This is a genomic window from Nisaea sediminum (genome assembly GCF_014904705.1).
GTDB classification, from domain to species: domain Bacteria; phylum Pseudomonadota; class Alphaproteobacteria; order Thalassobaculales; family Thalassobaculaceae; genus Nisaea; species Nisaea sediminum.
This window is the reverse complement of the sequence record NZ_JACZCQ010000001.1, coordinates 520,107-537,556: the sequence shown is the minus strand read 5'-3', so window position 1 is coordinate 537,556 and position 17,450 is coordinate 520,107. Positions and strand designations below refer to the sequence as shown.

Below are 17,450 nucleotides of genomic sequence, written 5' to 3'. Positions count from 1 at the left end.
CTAGCCGAGGGTCTGGTAGGCCCCTCTGTAATAGAGCAGCGGCTCGGCGTCCGCGGCGACTGGACCGAGGCGCTCTACCCGTCCAACCAGGATCGAGTGATCGCCGCCGTCATGCACCGCACGCAGACGGCAATCGATCGCGGCAAGCACACCATCGAGGACAGGCGCACCGGTCACCCAGGTCTTGTAGGGCACGCCCTCGAACCGGTCACCAACCTCGGAGCTGAAGCGGACGGAAAGATCCGCCTGGCTCGCCGAAAGGATGTTCACGGCAAAGCCTGTACCGCTGACGAACGCTTCGTGGCAGGCGGCGTCACGGCCAAGACAGACCAGCACAAGCGGTGGATCGAGCGAGACCGAGGAAAAGGAACTTGCGGTAAACCCGGCATATCCGCCGTCGCCCGCCGTAGTCACGACGGTGACGCCGCTGGCAAATCGTCCCATGACGTCGCGGAACTGTTCGGCGCTTATGGACATTGCGGTCCCCGTTCCCGGTACTGTGCATTGCGGCGCCAGCGGTTCCCCGTAGCCGCGCGACTCCCATGTGGTGACATTGCGCAATCCGTACCGTAAATCAAATGTTTACCCCTTGATGTTTACAAAATACCGAAATTTGAGAGATATTATGCGTTGGTGTTTCTCGATATACGTTCAGGCAACGTAACCGCGCGGAGAATCAGATGCTGGTGATCATCGGATGGATTGTCGTCACCGCCTGCGTCATCGGCGGCTACATGGCCATGGGCGGCAAGCTCGGCCCGCTCTGGCAGCCGTTCGAACTCGTCATCATTGGCGGCGCGGGTGTCGGTGCGTTCATCGTCGCCAACCCGAAACATGTGCTGGGCCAGGCCGGGCGCGGGTTCAGTGCCGCGCTCAAAGGCCCTAAATACAACAAGGACGATTACCTCGAACTGCTCAGCCTGATGTACGCGATCTTCAAGCTCGCGAAGACAAAGGGCATGCTCGCGATCGAATCCCATATCGAGAGACCGGAGGAGAGTTCGCTCTTCCAGGCCTTTCCAAAGTTTTCCTCCGACCATCACGCGCTCGAGTTCCTCTGCGACTATCTGCGGATGATGACGCTCGGTACCGACAACCCGCACGAACTTGCCGACCTGCTCGACGAGGAACTGGAGACCCACCACTCTGAGGATGCGGCGGTCATGGGAGCGTTCCAGACCATGGGCGACGGCTTCCCGGCGCTCGGCATCGTCGCGGCGGTGCTCGGTGTGATCAAGACCATGAGTTCGATCACCGAACCGCCCGAAGTGCTCGGCAAGCTCATCGGCGGCGCGCTCGTCGGAACCTTTCTCGGTATTCTCCTGTCCTACGGATTCGTTAGCCCGCTGGCGGCAACGATGGGGCAGACCTTCAATGCCGACTCGAAATACATGGGCTGCATCAAGGCGGGGCTGCTTGCCCACGTCTCCGGTTATGCCCCGGCCGTGTCGGTCGAATTCGCCCGCAAGACCCTGATGTCCAAGGACCGTCCGTCCTTCTTCGAAGTCGAGGAGGCTGTCGCAGCCTTGCCGCCGGTCTAAAACAGACCGATATGGGCATGCAGAACGCAATCAGAGCGGCCTGGCGTAATGCCGGTCGCCTGCCAATCGGGAATACGAGAGCTTGGACAACCACGCCACGATAGTCATCAAGAAGGTCAAGAAGGGCGGCCATGGCGGACACCATGGCGGCGCCTGGAAGGTGGCCTATGCCGACTTCGTGACCGCGATGATGGCCTTCTTCCTGCTTCTCTGGTTGCTGAACGCGACCACCGAAGAGCAGAAAATGGGCATTTCCAACTATTTCGACCCGACTGCCATCTCGCGTTCGACGCGAAGCGGTTCCGGCGGCGTTCTCGGCGGCACCTCGATCACCGTGCCGGGCGCACTGAAATCCGCCTCCTCCCCGCCGATGATCTCGACCCCGCAGGTGGCCCGCCCCCAGGCGGAGCGGACCGAGAGCCTCGATGCCGACTCCGACGATCCCGAGAACATCGAATCCCGCCTTGGCAGCGACGACGACGCCGAGGGCCTGATCAGCGCCGAGGATCTGGAAAAACTGCTCGAGGAACGCGAGGCGGCCCAGTTCAAGGCGGCCGAACAGATGCTGCGCCAGGCGATCGAACAGTCGGAAGACCCCGAGGTCAAGAAGATGGTCGAGGATGGCGGTCTGCAGATCGACCAGTCTCCGGAAGGCCTCCGTATCCAGCTGCTCGATCAGGAAAAGACTGCCCTCTTCCCGCTCGGTAGCGCCGATATGTTCGAGCAGACCCGCAAGCTGCTCGCCAAGGTTTCCGAGATCATCTCGAAGCTTCCGAACAAGATCAAGATCTCGGGCCATACCGACTCGCGGCCGTTCCCGCCGGGTGCGACCTACACCAACTGGGAGCTTTCCGCCGACCGTGCGCTCTCCAGCCGCCGCGCCCTGATCGCCAACGGCATCCCGCAGGAGCGCGTGGCCCAGGTCGTCGGCATGGCGGACACCGATCCGATCGAGCCGAACGACCCGACCGCTCCCAGCAACCGGCGGATCAGCATCGTTCTGCTGAGGACGGACTTCAGCGATCAGGCCGCAAGTGCCGCCGCGGCAGGCCAGCAACAGCGGGAGCCGGCCGTGCAGCCGACCGAGACCACCCTGCCCACAATTCTGCCCGATAACGGTTCGGCCCTTCCGCCGGTCAGATCCGGAGGCTAACCTTTAGCCGATGTTCAATAATCTCAGAGCCCGCCCGCTGGCGTTCTTTCATACGCTGCCGATGCCCTGCCCCTACCTGCCGGGCAAGACGGAGCGACGCCTGATCGCCGACATTTCGAGCCGGCGGGGCCAGCACGCGCACGACTCCCTGGCCAAGGCAGGGTTCCGCCGCACCCAGCACCTGACTTACCGACCGGCCTGCCCCGGCTGCAACGCCTGCCATCCGGTTCGGGTCCGAACAGCCGATTTCCACTGGTCGCGCACCTTCCGCAAGCTGCTGAAGCGCAACGCGGACCTGACGGCGCGCCCGGTCCAGGCCATCGCCACGCGCGAACAGTATGCCCTCTTCCGTGCCTACCAGCAGGGCCGGCACGGCGACGGCGAGATGGCGATGATGGATTTTGCCGATTATGCGGAAATGATCGAGCGTTCGCCGATCGAGACCTATCTGATCGAGTACCGCGACGAAGCCCAGAAGCTTTTGGCGATCATGCTGGTGGACGAGCAGGCGGACGGTCTCTCCGCCGTCTACAGCTATTTCGACACGGCAGATCCGACGCGCGGCTTCGGCACCTTCATGGTGCTGGATATGATCCAGCGGGCAGCCGAACGCGGGCTCGACTATGTCTATCTCGGCTACTGGATCCCGGACTGCCGCAAGATGGCCTACAAGACGAAATACCGGCCTTACGAGCTGCTGACACCGAAGGGCTGGGTCGAGGCGAAGCCAGCCGACTAGGCCGAAGGTCCTGCGAACTTTTTCTTCATATCGACGATGAAATGCCCCGGGCGCTTCGGGTTTTCCCGCTCAGCCGTTATCGCGTAGCCGCGGCGGCGATAGAGCTCGATGTTCCGGATCATTTTCCGGTTCGTGTAGAGTGTGATCGCCGCGAAGCCTCTCGAAATTCCCTCGCGTTCGGCGAAATCCAGCATCAGGTGTCCGAGCCCCCGTCCCTGGAAAGCCGGGTCCACGGCGACATTGAAGATGCCCCATGCGCCGGGTTCGAGTTCCATCTCGATCAGTGCCGGAATTGCCCCGTCCTCGTTCTCCGCAAGCCATGTCAGGCCGGCGGAGACGTATTCCGCGTGATCCGCCGTCACGGGAAACGGCGGATAGCCGAGTATTTCTGCCCAGGGACGATAGGAAAGTTCAGTCAGTTCGGCGATGCGCCGCAGGTCGCCCGGGACTGCCGGACGGACCTTCGGCATCCCCTCCGCGCTCACGTAAATCGCGCGGGACGCGGGAATCCGGTCGGCGGCATCTTGCCGGCGCCGGCCCGTTTGCCGCGCCAGGTGGTGAGATCCGTCTCTGTCCGCGTCCGGCCGCCCTGCAGGGACCAGGAGAGCCCCTCCTCCGCCTTGAGGAAGGTGATGTCGCCGAGCTTGCCATCGCGATAGCGCTGCAGGATCACGCCCTTGCCGCGCGCCATTTCCGGGACCTCGGCGGTCTCGAACACGAGCAGCTTGCGATTGGTGCCCACCACGGCGATCAGATCGCCCGCGACCGGCAGGCAGACCTGCGCCTTCGCGCCGCTGCCCGGACTGAGCACCTGCTTGCCCGCCTTCTTCTGGGCGATCACGTCGTCACTGTTGACGATGAAGCCGCGTCCATCCGTGGAGGCGAGAAGCAGGCGCTGTCCCTGGCGGTGAGGCAGGATGGCGACGATATCCTCCTCGTTGCCGAGATCGATCATGAGCCGGAGCGGTTCGCCATGACCGCGGCCCTTCGGCAGCTTGTCGGCGGCGATGGTGAAGAAACGTCCGTCGCTGGCGAAGATCAGGATCTTGTCAGTGGTCTCGGCGCGGACCAGGAACTTGCCCTCGTCGCCTTCCTTGAACTTCAGGTCGCTGTCGTCCGCGATATGGCCCTTCATCGCCCGGACCCAGCCCTTGTCGGAGCAGATGACCGTGATCGGCTCGCGCTCGACCATGGCCTCCATCGGGATCACCACATCAGCCGGCGGCGCGCCGACCTCGGTCCGGCGGCGGCCGAGTTCCGTCGATTTGGCGAAGGTCCGGCGAATCTCGGAAATCTCGCCGGAAACCGCCTTCCAGCGAAGTCCCTCGTCGCCGAGCAGCGTCTCGATCTCCGCCTTCTCCGCCGTCAGCTCCTCGAATTCCTTGCGGATCTCGATCTCTTCCAGCTTGCGCAGACTGCGCAGGCGCATATTGAGAATCGCCTCGGCCTGACGCTCGGTCAGCTCGAAGCGCCGGATCATCTCCTCCTTGGGATGATCCTCCTCTCGGATGATGCGGATCACCTCGTCGATATTGAGGAAGGCGATCAGGTAACCGCCAAGCACCTCGAGACGGTCCTCGATCTTGCCCAGCCGGTGCTTCGAGCGCCGCACCAGCACCTCGTGCCGGTGATCGAGGAACGCCCTCAGCGTCTCCGGCAGGGACATGACCCGCGGCGTCTGGTCGGCGTCGAGCACGTTCAGGTTCAGGCTGAACTTGATCTCGAGATCGGTCTGCCGGTAGAGGCTCTCCATCAGCACTTCGGGATCGACGTTGCGGCTCTTCGGCTCCAGCACGATGCGCACGTCGGCTGCGGATTCGTCGAGGATGTCCCCCAGCATGGTGAGCTTGCGGGCCTGCAGCAGTTCCGCGATACGTTCGATCAGGCGGGACTTCTGCACCTGGTAGGGGATCTCGGTGATGACGATCTGCCAGGTGCCGTTCTTCAGCGGCTCGACCTCGTACTTGGCACGCAGCCGGAAGCTGCCGCGGCCGGTCCGGTAGGCCTCGATGACCTGCGCCCGGTCCTCGACGAGAATGCCACCGGTCGGGAAATCCGGGCCGGGGATCATGTCGACCAGGGTCTCGATGCGCGCTTCCGGATGCTTGATCAGATGCAGCAGCGCGTCGCAGAGTTCCTCCACATTGTGCGGCGGGATGTTGGTCGCCATGCCGACCGCGATGCCCTGGGCGCCGTTGGCCAGCAGGTTCGGGAAGGCCGCCGGCAGCACAACCGGCTCGCTACCCTCGCCGTCATAGGTCTGGCGGAAGTCGACCGCATCCTCGTCGATGCCGCGGAGCAGCAGCTCGGCGACCGCCGTCATGCGCGCTTCCGTGTAGCGCATGGCCGCCGCGTTATCGCCGTCGATATTGCCGAAATTGCCCTGCCCGTCGACCAGCGGATAGCGGACCGCAAAATCCTGCGCCAGGCGCACCATCGCGTCATATATCGCCGCGTCGCCGTGCGGGTGGAACTTACCCATGACGTCGCCGACGACGCGGGCCGACTTCTTGAAGGCCTCGTCGGGCGAGAGCCTCAGCTGACGCATCGCGAAGAGCAGACGCCGGTGCACGGGCTTCAGGCCGTCGCGCACATCGGGCAGCGAACGGGCCATGATCGTGGAGAGGGCGTATGCGAGGTAACGTTCGCTCAGGGCATCGCTGAGCGGGGTGTCCCGAATGTCAGGCAGCATGGATCTTGTGGACCTTCATCTAACGATACGCGAGATATTGTATTCGAGCGGGTCGGCGCTTCCAAGGAAAGAGAATCCCCCAAAGACGGGATATGGAGATTTTCAAACCACCGGATCGGGCACTGCGCGGCCTTCGATCCGCTCCCGGAAGCGGGTGCGCGCGGCCGGGTTCTGTTCGCCCTGGGTATTGAACAGGTTCTTCTCGAGAAAATGCCCGGTGAGATCGAGTCCCTTCAGCAGATCGGCCATGTCGCCGCCGCCGCGGCCGATCAGAAAGTCCGGCATCGGCAGCAGCCGGTCCCGATAGGGCTCGCCGGCGGAAAGCGAGACGGCACGCCCGGTTCGGGGACTGACATAGGCAAGATCGTCGTTTCCGCCGGTCGCAGCACATGCGGAAAGATCGAGGCCGTATCCCAGTTCCGCGAGCAGGCCGAGTTCCCAGCGCACATAGACAGCGATCCAGAGATCGCCGAGTTCCTCGTTCGCCATCGCCCCGATCAGCGCGAGCAGGCCGGCATGGATCGCCGGATGCGGTTCACGCTCCGGCAGAGCCCTATCGGCGACGGCACAGGCGGCGGTCAGGCCGGCGAGCTTGAGCGGGTCGTCGAAATGAACCGCGGCATGGCTTGCTCCGAGCTCGAGCGTAAAACTGCCGAGTTGCTCCGCCAGCCGCGCACGCCAGGTCGCCCACACCGCGTTCCCGGGCTGCAGCACGCCTTTCTGCTTCGAGGACGCTCCGCCGCGGACCAGTCCCGCGTGACGCCCGTGTTCCTCAGTCATGAGAACGGCGATCGCCCCGGATTCGCCATGCGGACGGACCGAGAGAACGATGCCCGAATCAGTCCATTCCACTGCCGTGCCTCTCGCTCTCGCCGGCGTGACGCGTCACGGCCTCGTGCTGTCTGTGTGCTTTGCGCTCCTGATAGGCATGGGACAGCGCCGAGGCGAAGATACCCGCCGGCATGGCCACCAGGCCGACCCCTGATAGGGAAATCAGTCCGGCGAATATCTTTCCCATCGTGGTGACGGGATAGACGTCGCCATAGCCGACCGTCGTCAATGTCGCGATCGCCCACCACATGGCCCTCGGGATACTGCCGAAAGCCTCGGGCTGCATCTCGCGTTCCGCCACATAGAGCAAGGCTGCGGCTCCGACCATCATCGCGAAGGCGATCATGCTGGTGAAGACCAGTTCGTGGCGCCGTTCGGCGATGCTTTCCCAGACCTCCCGGGCCGCAGAGGTAAACGGACCTGCCCGCGCAAGAGTGAGCAGCCGCAGCACACGGAGCAGACGCAGGATGTAGAAATAGGGTCCGGCAACCGGAACGGCGGCCAGCTGAAGCAGAAAGGGCAGGATCGCCAACAGGTCGATCAAAGCGACCGGGGTCAGCATGTATTTCACACGCCCGAGCGGTCCCGCGAATTCGCGCCGCTCCGCCTTGCACCAGACCCGCGCCACATACTCCACAACGAAGAGGCAGCCGAACGCGAACTCAAGTGTGCCGAAGAGATCCGGCGCGAGCGCACGGATCGTCGGCTCGCTCTCAAGCACGACGGCGGCGACCGAAATAAAGATGGCCACCATGATCAGTTTGTTGCTGAGCGAGATTGGCTGCCCGGGTTGTGCCTCGACGTCGAGTTCACGCCAGACCCGGCTCCGGAGGCTATCCAAGGCAAAGTACCTTATGCAGAGAGACGAACATTACGTCCTTCAGTCGGGCACAAACGGACGCGCAAATCAATCGCGGGTTCAGGCGTCCGGATCGAGTCCCCATTCGCGGTAGCGCTCCGGATCGTCGATCCAGTTCTCGCGCACCTTGACGAAGACGAAGAGGTGGATCCGCTTGTCGAAGATCTCCTGCATCTGGCGCCGTGCGGCCGCTCCGATCGCCTTGATCATCGAGCCGTTCTTGCCGAGCATGATCTTCTTCTGGCCTTCGCGCTGGACGAAGATCACCTGGTTGACGACCGCGCTGCCGTCTTCCTTCTCGACCCATTGCTCGGTCTCGACCGTCGCCGAATAGGGCAGCTCTTGGTGCAGCCGGTTGAAGACTTCCTCGCGCGTGATCTCCGCCGCCAGCAGCCGCAGCGGCAGGTCCGTCACCTCGTCCGGCGGATAGAGATAGGGCCCGGCCGGCATCCGTCCCGCCAGATAGTCCAGCAGGTCGCCGCAGCCGTCGCCGGTCTCCGCCGAGATCATGAAGGTCTCCTCGGCAATGCCGGTCTCTGCCAGTTCCGCGGCGAAGGGCAGCAATGCCTCGCGCTGGGTGGCGTCGATCTTGTTCAGCACAAGGATGACCTTCCGGCCGGTCTTCTGCAGCCCTTCGATGATGCGCCGCGTGTCGGCATCGAGCTTCTTGCGCGAGGCATCGACCATCAGAACGACCAGATCGGCATCCCCCGCCCCTTCCCAGGCGGCATGCACCATTGCGCGGTCGAGCCGGTGTTTCGGCTCGAAGATGCCGGGGGTGTCGACAAAAACGATCTGCGTATCCCCATGCATGCAGACGCCTCGAATACGCGTACGGGTGGTCTGTACCTTGCGGGTGACGATCGAGACCTTGTAGCCGACCAGCCGGTTCACCAGCGTCGACTTGCCGGCATTGGGAGCGCCGACGACGGCAACGAAGCCCGCGCGGGTTTGCTCAGTCATCCAGTTTTGCCATCATCTTGCCCGCCGCATCCTGTTCGGCGATCCGTTTCGATTTCCCGGTCCCTGTCTCCGAGCCGAAGCCTTCCACGGAGACGCGCACGGTAAATTCCGGGGCATGGGCCGGTCCGTCCCGACCGACGGTGTCGTAGGTCGGCAGAGGTATTTTCCGGGCCTGGACCCATTCCTGCAAGGTCGTCTTCGCGTCCTGCGGCGGCCGCCGCTCGGCTTCGACCAGCGGGTTCCAGCATTGCAGGATGAAGCGCCGAGCCGCCTCCAGGCCTCCGTCGAGATAGAGCGCGCCGATCACCGCTTCCATGGCGTCGGAGATAATTGTCTCGCTCTCCCGGACCCCGGCTTCCGTCTCGCCGCGCGAGACGATGAGAAAACGGCCGAGCCCGATCTGCCGCGCGACCTCGGAAAGCGCCTCGCGGCGCACCAGACCGACATGGCGTTTCGCGATCGCGCCCTCGCGCTCATGCGGGAACCGGTCGAGCAGATGCTCCGCCATCACCAGCGCAAGCACCCGGTCTCCGAGGAATTCCAGCCGCTCGTAAGCGTTCCAGGCCCGGGGTTCCGCGCTCGCATGCGTGACCGCACGTCGCAGCACGTCGGTATGACCGAATTTGTGGCCGAGAAGGTCTTCGAGTTCTCCGAGGTCGGCTTCCATCGTGCGGTCACTCAATGGCCTGGAACAACCTGCTGTAGCGTGTCGCGAACGGCCACTTCCAGAACTCGTAGCCCCGGGCACTGCCGTCGGTGGAGAAGAACAGGAACTCGGCGCGGCCGACGAAATTCTCGAACGGCACCATGCCGACGGAGCCGTCCCGGCTGTCGAGGGAGTTGTCCCGGTTGTCGCCCATCATGAAATAGAGACCTTCGGGGATTTCGAATTCTCGCGTGTTGTCATGCTGCGCGCGGTCGCCCAGCTGCTCGAGAATGTGGTGCTCGACGCCATTCGGAAGCGTTTCGATATATTGCGGGATCGACACCGTGCGGCCGTAGGGATCGGTCATCACGTAATCCTCGACGCGTCGCCGGGGCACGATCTCGCCGTTGATGTAGAGCCGTCCCTGCTTCATCTGGATCCGGTCACCCGGCAGGCCGATCACCCGCTTGATGTAATCCGTCGCCTCGTCCGTCGGCTTCTTGAACACGGCGACGTCGCCCCGCTCCGGCGCAGAGGCGAGAATGCGGCCATCGAACAGAGGCGGCGAGAACGGCAGCGAATGCCGGCTATAACCATAGGACGGCTTCGAGACGAACAGATAATCTCCGACCAGGAGAGTCGGGAACATCGAGCCCGAGGGGATATTGAAGGGCTCGTACGCGACGGTCCTGAAGGCGACCGCTATCAGAATGGCGTAGACGAGAGTCTTGATAAATTCCCGCATGGTACTCCCGGGGGCGCGGTGATGGTCTTTCAGATCTCTGATCGATGGCGGGGGTCCGTCATCGGCCGTCCGCGGCAGCGGCGGGCAAGGCGCCATGTATGCCGCATTCGCCCGGCAACGGCAAGCCGGACGCCCTAGGCACGGACTTTGTCCCGCAGACCGGGAGCTTCGGCTGAAATGACGACGAAGGCCTGCGCCATCGGCGGCTCGTCCGTCAGGCTGAGGTCGACACGCGCGACATAGCCGTCCGGCGTGATCGCTCTCAGACGGGCGGCAGCGACGCCGCTGAGTTCGAAGGAGGGCTTGCCGGACGCATCATTGACCACTTCCAGCTCGCGCCACTGGATTCCGGCCCGGTCTTCCTCGCCGAGCGCTTTCCAGATCGCTTCCTTGGCCGCGAAACGCTTGGCGTAGACCGCCGCGCGATTGGCCTTCGCATCTGCCCGCGCGCGCTCTCTCTCGGTGAAGATCCGGGCAAGAAAGCGGTCGCCGAAGCGCTCGATGGACCGCTCGATGCGGGTGATATCGACGAGATCGCTGCCAATGCCGAGGATCATGCCGAACTCAGGCGCCGACCCTGCCGGAGGCGCCGGCGCGAGCCTTGTCCATCAGCGCGCGCATGCGTCGGATCGAGCTGTCCAATCCTCCGAAGATCGCTTCTCCGATAAGGAAGTGTCCGATATTCAGTTCGTGGAACTCGGGCATCTCCGCGATCGGGCCGACGGTGTCGAAGGAAAGGCCGTGTCCCGCATGCATCTCGATGCCGCGTCCGGCGCCATAGCGCGCCGCCTCGCGGATCCGTTCCAGATGCGCCGCCCGCTCCGCGTCGGTCGTGGCCTCGCAATAGGCGCCCGTATGCAGTTCGACCACGGGCGCGCCGAGCGAAACCGCGGCGTCGATCTGCCGCTTGTCCGCCTCGATGAAAAGCGAGACCCGGATCCCCGCCCCTTTCAGCTCGGAGCAGAAACGGGTGAGATGATTGTGCAGACCGGCCGCGTCCAGGCCGCCCTCGGTCGTCACCTCCTCGCGCTTTTCCGGCACGATGCAGGCCGCATGCGGCCGGTGTTTCAGAGCGATCTCCAGCATCTCGTCGGTCGCCGCCATCTCGAAATTGAGCGGCAGGTCGATTTCCCGGGTCAGGCGCTCGATATCGCCGTCGGAAATATGCCGGCGGTCTTCCCTCAGATGCGCGGTGATGCCGTCCGCGCCTGCTTCCGCCGCGAGGCGCGCTGCGCGGACAGGGTCCGGATGCTGACCGCCCCGGGCGTTCCGGATCGTCGCCACGTGATCGATATTCACACCGAGCCTGAGATAACTCATCGATTTCCCGCTCCCTGTTCGGAGACCTGTCCCTCGAGCAGACGGTCCCGCGCGGATTTTCTGGCCACGACGTCCGCACGCCGCTGGATCTTTCGCGCCCGGTAGCCGTGGATCATCCCCGACAAGGGCAGGTAGAAGAGAACCCAGACGCCTGCTCCGGTCAGAAGGCCGCCGACCATCATGGTCAGAAGCAGATCAAGGCTCTGCCCCAGAGTTTCTCCTGAAATGATTCCCACGACCATATCGAAGGTCAATTGCGGCGGCGGTCCGTCTTCCGGCGCGCCCATGATCCAGCCCCCGACCTTGTAGATCCAGAGCCAGATGAAAGGAAAGGTCCAGGGATTGCCGATCACGGTTCCGATCGCCGAGGCGAGGATGTTGGCGCGGATCGCCCAGGCGAAAAGGCCCGCCAGAATGAAATGGAAACCGATCAGAGGAGTGAAGGAAGCCGCCGCCCCGCAGGCGAAACCGGCGGCAATGCTGTAGGGCGTCCCGGGCATGCGGCCGAGCCGATGGAGCAGATAGCGCCAGAGACGCGCAAACCCCATCCGCGGCCAGACCAACTCCCTGACCTTCGATCCAATACCCGGCATTTGCCGGCGCTTGAACATGGACGCCGAACCTTTCCCACTGCGAAGTCAATGGACGCCGTTTCAAAGCTCCTGCCACCGGAGCGTCGGCGCCCTCTTATATTTGGGTCAGCCTCGCGCGCGATCCACAGAATTGATCACGGGAGTTGCGCGCAGAGCCGCGATGATTTCCGTCAGATGACGAACATCGCCCACCTCAACATCGATGAACAGCTCGAAAAAGTCGGTCGAACGATTGACGATCTTCAGGTTGATGATATTGCCGCGGCTCTTGCCGATGACGGTCGAGAGACTGCCGAGGCTGCCCGGCTCGTTCGCCAGAACCACGTCGAGCCTGCCGACATGCATACCGTTTTCCGACTCGAGATCCCAGGAAACGTCGAGCCAGCGCTCCGGCGTCGCATGGAAATTCTCCAGCGTGTCGCAATCGATCGTGTGGATCGTCACGCCCTTGCCCGTGGTCACGATCCCGACGATGCGCTCGCCCGGCAGCGGATGGCAGCAGCGCGCGTAATGCACCGCCATGCCAGGAATAAGACCGCGGAGCGGCACCGCGTCCGCGGACCCCTTGCGCGTCTTGGTGCGCGCCCGGGTGATCGGCACGACATTCTGCTTGCCGGGCGCCGGACGGGTCTCCGGAACGGCGGCATGCAGCACTTCGCGGTCGCTCAGCACACCTTCGCCGACGCCGGCCAGAAGATCCTCGACGGTCTCGGACTGGAACTTGGAGAGGATCGGTTCCAGCAGCTTGTCAGAGTATTTCTGCGCCTCCTGGCGGAACACCTTCTGCATGATGGCGCGGCCGAGATCGGCGAATTGCTGGCGCCGCTGCAGCCGGACGAAACGCCGGATCCGCGCCTTCGCCTTGCCGGTGACGACGAATTGCTCCCAGGTCGGCGACGGGGTCGAGGTCTTGGAGGTAGAGACCGCGACCTGGTCGCCGTTCTTCAGCGGCGTGGTCAGCGGCATCAGCCGGTCGTTGATCCGGGCGCCGACACAGCGGTCGCCGACCTCGGAATGCACCGCGTAGGCGAAATCCACCGGGGTCGCGCCGCGCGGCAACGAGATCAGGTCGCCTTTCGGCGTGAAGCAGAAGACCTGGTCCTGATACATCTCGAGCTTGGTGTGCTCGAGGAATTCCTCCGGTCCCGAGGCATGCTCGAGAATTTCGAGAAGCTCGCGTATCCAGCGGTACTTCTTGCCTTCGCGGCTATGTTCCGGGCCTTCCTTGTAGACCCAGTGCGCGGCGACACCGAGTTCGGCGACCTGATGCATCTCGCGGGTCCGGATCTGGATCTCGATCCGCTTTTTCAGCGGGCCGATAATGCCGGTATGGAGCGACTGGTAGCCGTTCGGCTTCGGTGTGCTGATGTAATCCTTGAAACGGCCCGGAATGACCGGGTACTTGCCGTGAACGGCGCCGAGAAGCTGATAGCATTCGCCCAAGTTTTCGACGACGAGGCGGAACGCCATGATATCGGAGAGCTGTTCGAAGCCGACATCCTTGCGCTGCATCTTCAGCCAGACCGAATAGGGCGATTTGCGGCGCCCCGAGATATCCGGCTCCAGGCCGACGCCTTTCGACGTCTCCAGCAGTTCGCCGATGATCCGGTCGACCGTGTCGCTGCCCTCGTCATAGAGAAAGTCGAGGCGCTTCAGGATCGAGGTCCGCGCATCCGGATTCAGTTCCGCGAAGGCCAGATCCTCGAGCTCGTCCCGCATGGACTGGATACCGATGCGCTCGGCGAGCGGAGCGTAGATATCCATCGTCTCGGCGGCGATGCGGCGGCGCTTTTCCTCGGAGGAAATGAAGTGCAGCGTCCGCATGTTGTGCACGCGGTCGGCCAGCTTCACCAGGAGGACACGGATATCCTCGCTCATGGCGAGGACAAGCTTGCGGAAATTCTCCGCCTGCTTGGTCCGGTCGGACTGGAGCTCGATCCGGGTCAGCTTGGTGACGCCGTCGACCAGCCGCAGGATATCGGCGCCGAAGAGCTGCTTGATATCCTCGGGCGTGGCGTCGGTGTCTTCGATAGTGTCGTGGAGCAGCGCCGTGATGATGGTGCTGGTATCGAGGCGCATGTCGGTGAGGATTCCGGCGACCTCGAGCGGATGGGAGAAATAGGGATCGCCCGACGCCCGCTTCTGCGAGCCGTGCATCTTCATGGCATAGACATAGGCGCGGTTCAGCGCATCCTCGTCCATGCCTGGATCGTAGCTCTTGACCCGTTCGACCAGCTCGTATTGGCGGATCATGCGCGCCCCTCGGGACTATGCGGGAGCGCGCTCACGGTGTCAGACCCGCACAGAGCGGCTCCGGCTCCATTGCGGTGGAGAGAGCAAAAAACGGGAAGCCGGAGAGGCTTACCCCTCGCGTCCGAGGACCTCGTCATCAACGTCCTCGAATCCGCCGCCGGCGCTTTCATCCTGTGCGGACTGGATCTGCATGCCCAGCGCGTCCGCAGCGTCCTCGATGGCGGCCCCGCCATCGGCTTCGAGCGCGCTCATGTCCTCTTCTTCCGGACCGTCATCCTCGACAATCCGCTGCAGCCCCTTCACGAGCGCTTCCTGAAGCCCCTCGATATCGACCGTGCGGTCCGCGATCTCGCGCAGCGCCACGACCGGGTTCTTGTCGTTATCCCGATCGACCGTCAGCTGGCTGCCCGCGGAGATGTCCCGCGCGCGCTGGCCAGCGACCATCACCAGATCGAACCGGTTCGGAATTTCCAAAATGCAGTCTTCAACCGTGACCCGTGCCATGGGTTTGCGTCCCGTTTCAAAAGATACCGGAAAGGAAGATATATATTGGTTCGAGAGAGCCGGAGCAAGCGATTTAGGTCAGGAAACGCGCCCTTCTTTCAGGAACCGAGCACGTGCGCCGCCTGTTCCGGATCCAGCTCAGCGATCAGACTATCGATTGACGCTCCGGACCGAGGATGCTTCCAGCCCGGTGCCAGATCGCACAGCGGCAGCAGCACGAAGGCCCGTTCATGGAGCCTCGGGTGCGGCAGCACCGGACCGCCTTCGGCTCCGTCTCGGCACAGCCCGCGATAGTCCAGCAGATCGAGATCGATCACACGCGGTCCGTTCACCTCTCCGCGCACGCGTCCATAGTCCGACTCGACCCGGTGCAGCACCTCGAGAAGCCGAACCGGATCCAGGTCGGTCTCGACCCGGTAGACCGCGTTCACATACCAGGGTTGGTCGGACATCGGCACCGGCGCGGTCTCGTACCAGCGGGACACCGCACGCGCGACGACGCCGGCTCTGCCGAGGTCGCGCACCGCCGCCTCCAGGGTCTCGCGCGGAGAGGAAAAGCTCGGGCTCGGAAGGTTGGCCCCGACACCTAAAAATATCATGGGCAAGGTTCTACCGTCTCTGGTCGGAAGCAATGAAATTGAGCCAGCGGGGAAACTTTGGTATAGCCAGTTGTCCGGCAGAAAAGAACGGCAATTTTTCTGAAATTTGGCGCGGCACAATCACAACCTGACGTTACTTGCGGACAGCCGCAGCCATTGCTCTATTGCGCGGAAGAGCAGATAAAAACAAAGGAAAACCTTTATGCATTTTTACCCTCAGGAGAGAACCGGTCTGTTTATCGATGGCGCCAATCTGTATTCAGCGGCCCGGTCGCTGGGCTTTGACATCGATTACCGCAAACTGCTCTCCGTCTTTGCCGATGAAAGCCGGCTGGTCAGGGCTTTCTATTACACCGCCCTGATCGAGAACGAGGAATACTCGCCGATCCGGCCGCTGGTCGACTGGCTGGACTATAACGGCTACACCATGGTCACCAAGCCGACCAAGGAATATACAGACGCATCGGGCCGCCGGAAGATCAAGGGCAACATGGATATCGAACTGGCGATCGATGTCCTCGAAATGTCCGAACATCTCGATCACGTGGTGCTGTTCTCGGGCGACGGCGATTTTCGCCGACTCGTCGAGGCAGTTCAGCGCAAAGGCGTCCGTGTTACGGTCGTCTCTACGGTGAAATCGCAGCCGCCGATGATCGCCGACGAACTCCGCCGTCAGGCGGACCACTTCCTCGAGCTGCAGGACTTCCAGGCAAAGATCGCCCGCAGCCACCAGGACCGTCCGCCGCGTCCGCAGCAGGCGCGGTTCGAGGACGATGCCGACGAGGACGACGATTACGAGGACCTCGACGAGGCGGAAGTGACGCCGCGGCGCCCGAACTATTGAGCGGACGCGTTCCGATTCCATGCCCTCAGCGACTGCCTCTCTTGCCGAGCCGGGACGCGACTGCCCGCTCTGCCCGCGTCTCGTCGATTTCCGCATAGCCAACCGGGAAAAGTTTCCCGACTGGCATAACGGCCCGGTCGTCTCTTTCGGCCCGAAGGACGCGGCCTTCCTAATCGTCGGTCTCGCCCCGGGTCTGCGCGGCGCCAACAGGACCGCGCGGCCCTTCACGGGCGACTATGCAGGCGACCTGCTCTACCAGACGCTCGGCCGTTTCGGTTTCACCAGCGGCAGCTACGACCGCGAGGGCCTGGACGATCTCGCACTCGTCGATTGCCGCATCACCAACGCGGTGCGCTGCGTGCCGCCGGAGAACAAGCCGATCGGCGCCGAGGTGAAGGCCTGCGCGCCGTTTCTGCAGATGGAACTCGGCGGTCCGCGCCGCGTCGTGCTCGCGCTCGGCGGCCTCGCCCACGGCGCGGTGCTTTCCGCGCTGGGTATTCCGAAGAACCGCTTCAAGTTCGGCCACAACAGCGTGCACGAACCCGGCGGCGGTCTGACGCTGGTCAATTCCTACCATTGCTCGCGCTACAACACGAACACGGGCAAGCTCACCGAAGAGATGTTTGAGGATGTGTTCCGAACGATCCGCGGCATCGTCGACCGCGGCTGAAGCGCCGCCTCAGTTCTTATCGCGAATCAGCCGCGCCTTCTCGCGCTGCCAGTCCCGTTTCTTCTCGGTCTCGCGTTTGTCGAGCTTCTTCTTGCCCTTGGCGATGCCGAGCGCGAGCTTGGCGATGCCTCGGCGGTTGAAATAGAGCTGCAGCGGCACGAGAGTCGCGCCCTCGCGCTGGATCAGGCCGAGCAGCCGGTCCCGCTCCTTCCTGTGCACCAGGAGGCGCCGCGGCCGGCGCGGTTCGTGATTGAACGGCTCGGCCGCGGGGTATTCGGGAATATGCGCATTGAACAGCGTCAGCTCGCCCCGGTCCTGTCCCGCATAGGACTCGCCGATGCTCGCCTTGCCGTCACGCAGGCTTTTCACCTCGGAGCCGGTCAGCACCAGACCGGCTTCGATGGTGTCCTCGATAAAGTAGTCGTGCCGCGCACGGCGGTTCTTGGCGATCACGTGATCGCCGGATGTCTGTCCCGACATGGGAGATTTCCTTCAACC

20 protein-coding genes are annotated in these 17,450 nt (G+C 63.4%); 5 read left to right on the top strand and 15 right to left on the bottom strand.

Annotated features, from left to right (window positions below):
* Window positions 1-477 carry a flavin reductase family protein gene (locus IG122_RS02535; RefSeq protein WP_193180113.1) on the bottom strand — a complete coding sequence of 159 codons (477 nt, stop codon included), beginning with the start codon at window positions 475-477 and terminating at the stop codon, window positions 1-3.
* 203 nt (window positions 478-680) lie between these two features.
* Here IG122_RS02535 and motA point away from each other — a divergent pair, with 203 nt between their 5' ends.
* The 3 genes from motA to IG122_RS02520 all read left to right on the top strand — a co-directional run bounded on the left by motA (window position 681) and on the right by IG122_RS02520 (window position 3,433).
* Window positions 681-1,541: a flagellar motor stator protein MotA gene (gene motA / locus IG122_RS02530; protein ID WP_193180111.1), complete on the top strand. Its 861-nt coding sequence runs from the start codon at window positions 681-683 to the stop codon at window positions 1,539-1,541.
* Window positions 1,542-1,623: 82 nt separating this feature from the next.
* Window positions 1,624-2,694, top strand: a complete 1,071-nt coding sequence (locus tag IG122_RS02525) for a flagellar motor protein MotB (RefSeq protein ID WP_193180110.1) — start codon at window positions 1,624-1,626, stop codon at window positions 2,692-2,694.
* Window positions 2,695-2,704: 10 nt separating this feature from the next.
* Window positions 2,705-3,433: an arginyltransferase gene (locus tag IG122_RS02520; protein WP_193180108.1), complete on the top strand. Its 729-nt coding sequence runs from the start codon at window positions 2,705-2,707 to the stop codon at window positions 3,431-3,433.
* Here the strand turns inward: IG122_RS02520 and IG122_RS02515 are convergent.
* The 13 genes from IG122_RS02515 to folK all read right to left on the bottom strand — a co-directional run bounded on the left by IG122_RS02515 (window position 3,430) and on the right by folK (window position 15,438).
* Window positions 3,430-3,903, bottom strand: coding sequence for a GNAT family N-acetyltransferase (locus IG122_RS02515; RefSeq protein ID WP_193180107.1), 474 nt, complete (start codon window positions 3,901-3,903; stop codon window positions 3,430-3,432). The genes IG122_RS02520 and IG122_RS02515 overlap by 4 nt on opposite strands.
* Before the next feature lie 11 nt (window positions 3,904-3,914).
* A complete protein-coding gene (gene parC / locus IG122_RS02510; protein ID WP_193180105.1) occupies window positions 3,915-6,125 on the bottom strand; it encodes a DNA topoisomerase IV subunit A in 2,211 nt (736 codons plus the stop codon).
* Between the two features lie 102 nt (window positions 6,126-6,227).
* Entirely contained in the window at window positions 6,228-6,977 is a 750-nt protein-coding gene (gene recO, locus IG122_RS02505; protein WP_193180103.1) for a DNA repair protein RecO, read from the bottom strand.
* Window positions 6,964-7,797, bottom strand: coding sequence for an ion transporter (locus tag IG122_RS02500; RefSeq protein ID WP_319024795.1), 834 nt, complete (start codon window positions 7,795-7,797; stop codon window positions 6,964-6,966). The genes recO and IG122_RS02500 overlap by 14 nt, the downstream gene beginning before the upstream one ends.
* 78 nt (window positions 7,798-7,875) lie before the next feature.
* Window positions 7,876-8,778 (bottom strand): GTPase Era, encoded by a 903-nt coding sequence (era, locus tag IG122_RS02495; RefSeq protein ID WP_193180100.1) that lies wholly within the window; start codon window positions 8,776-8,778, stop codon window positions 7,876-7,878.
* A complete protein-coding gene (gene rnc / locus IG122_RS02490) occupies window positions 8,771-9,445 on the bottom strand; it encodes a ribonuclease III (RefSeq protein ID WP_193180098.1) in 675 nt (224 codons plus the stop codon). The genes era and rnc overlap by 8 nt, the downstream gene beginning before the upstream one ends.
* A gap of 7 nt (window positions 9,446-9,452) precedes the next feature.
* Window positions 9,453-10,169: a signal peptidase I gene (lepB, locus tag IG122_RS02485; RefSeq protein ID WP_193180096.1), complete on the bottom strand. Its 717-nt coding sequence runs from the start codon at window positions 10,167-10,169 to the stop codon at window positions 9,453-9,455.
* Window positions 10,170-10,303: 134 nt separating this feature from the next.
* On the bottom strand, window positions 10,304-10,726 hold the full coding sequence (gene acpS / locus IG122_RS02480) for a holo-ACP synthase (RefSeq protein ID WP_193180095.1): 423 nt from the start codon (window positions 10,724-10,726) through the stop codon (window positions 10,304-10,306).
* Window positions 10,727-10,733: 7 nt separating this feature from the next.
* Window positions 10,734-11,489: a pyridoxine 5'-phosphate synthase gene (locus tag IG122_RS02475; protein WP_193180094.1), complete on the bottom strand. Its 756-nt coding sequence runs from the start codon at window positions 11,487-11,489 to the stop codon at window positions 10,734-10,736.
* Entirely contained in the window at window positions 11,486-12,037 is a 552-nt protein-coding gene (locus IG122_RS02470) for a DUF2062 domain-containing protein (RefSeq protein ID WP_193180093.1), read from the bottom strand. Before IG122_RS02470 ends, IG122_RS02475 begins: the two co-directional genes overlap by 4 nt.
* 150 nt (window positions 12,038-12,187) lie before the next feature.
* A complete protein-coding gene (locus tag IG122_RS02465) occupies window positions 12,188-14,335 on the bottom strand; it encodes a RelA/SpoT family protein (RefSeq protein WP_193180092.1) in 2,148 nt (715 codons plus the stop codon).
* A 108-nt stretch (window positions 14,336-14,443) separates the two neighbouring features.
* Window positions 14,444-14,839: a DNA-directed RNA polymerase subunit omega gene (rpoZ, locus tag IG122_RS24380; RefSeq protein ID WP_193180091.1), complete on the bottom strand. Its 396-nt coding sequence runs from the start codon at window positions 14,837-14,839 to the stop codon at window positions 14,444-14,446.
* Between the two features lie 98 nt (window positions 14,840-14,937).
* A complete protein-coding gene (gene folK / locus IG122_RS02455; RefSeq protein WP_193180090.1) occupies window positions 14,938-15,438 on the bottom strand; it encodes a 2-amino-4-hydroxy-6-hydroxymethyldihydropteridine diphosphokinase in 501 nt (166 codons plus the stop codon).
* A 202-nt stretch (window positions 15,439-15,640) separates the two neighbouring features.
* On the opposite strand from folK, the gene IG122_RS02450 reads away from it, so the two are divergent.
* On the top strand, window positions 15,641-16,282 hold the full coding sequence (locus tag IG122_RS02450) for a LabA-like NYN domain-containing protein (RefSeq protein WP_193180089.1): 642 nt from the start codon (window positions 15,641-15,643) through the stop codon (window positions 16,280-16,282).
* 19 nt (window positions 16,283-16,301) lie between these two features.
* On the top strand, window positions 16,302-16,952 hold the full coding sequence (locus IG122_RS02445; protein WP_193180087.1) for a uracil-DNA glycosylase: 651 nt from the start codon (window positions 16,302-16,304) through the stop codon (window positions 16,950-16,952).
* A gap of 9 nt (window positions 16,953-16,961) precedes the next feature.
* Here IG122_RS02445 and smpB read toward each other — a convergent pair whose 3' ends face one another.
* Complete coding sequence (gene smpB, locus IG122_RS02440; RefSeq protein ID WP_193180085.1) at window positions 16,962-17,432, bottom strand: SsrA-binding protein SmpB; 471 nt, start codon at window positions 17,430-17,432, stop codon at window positions 16,962-16,964.
* Window positions 17,433-17,450 lie beyond the last annotated feature (18 nt).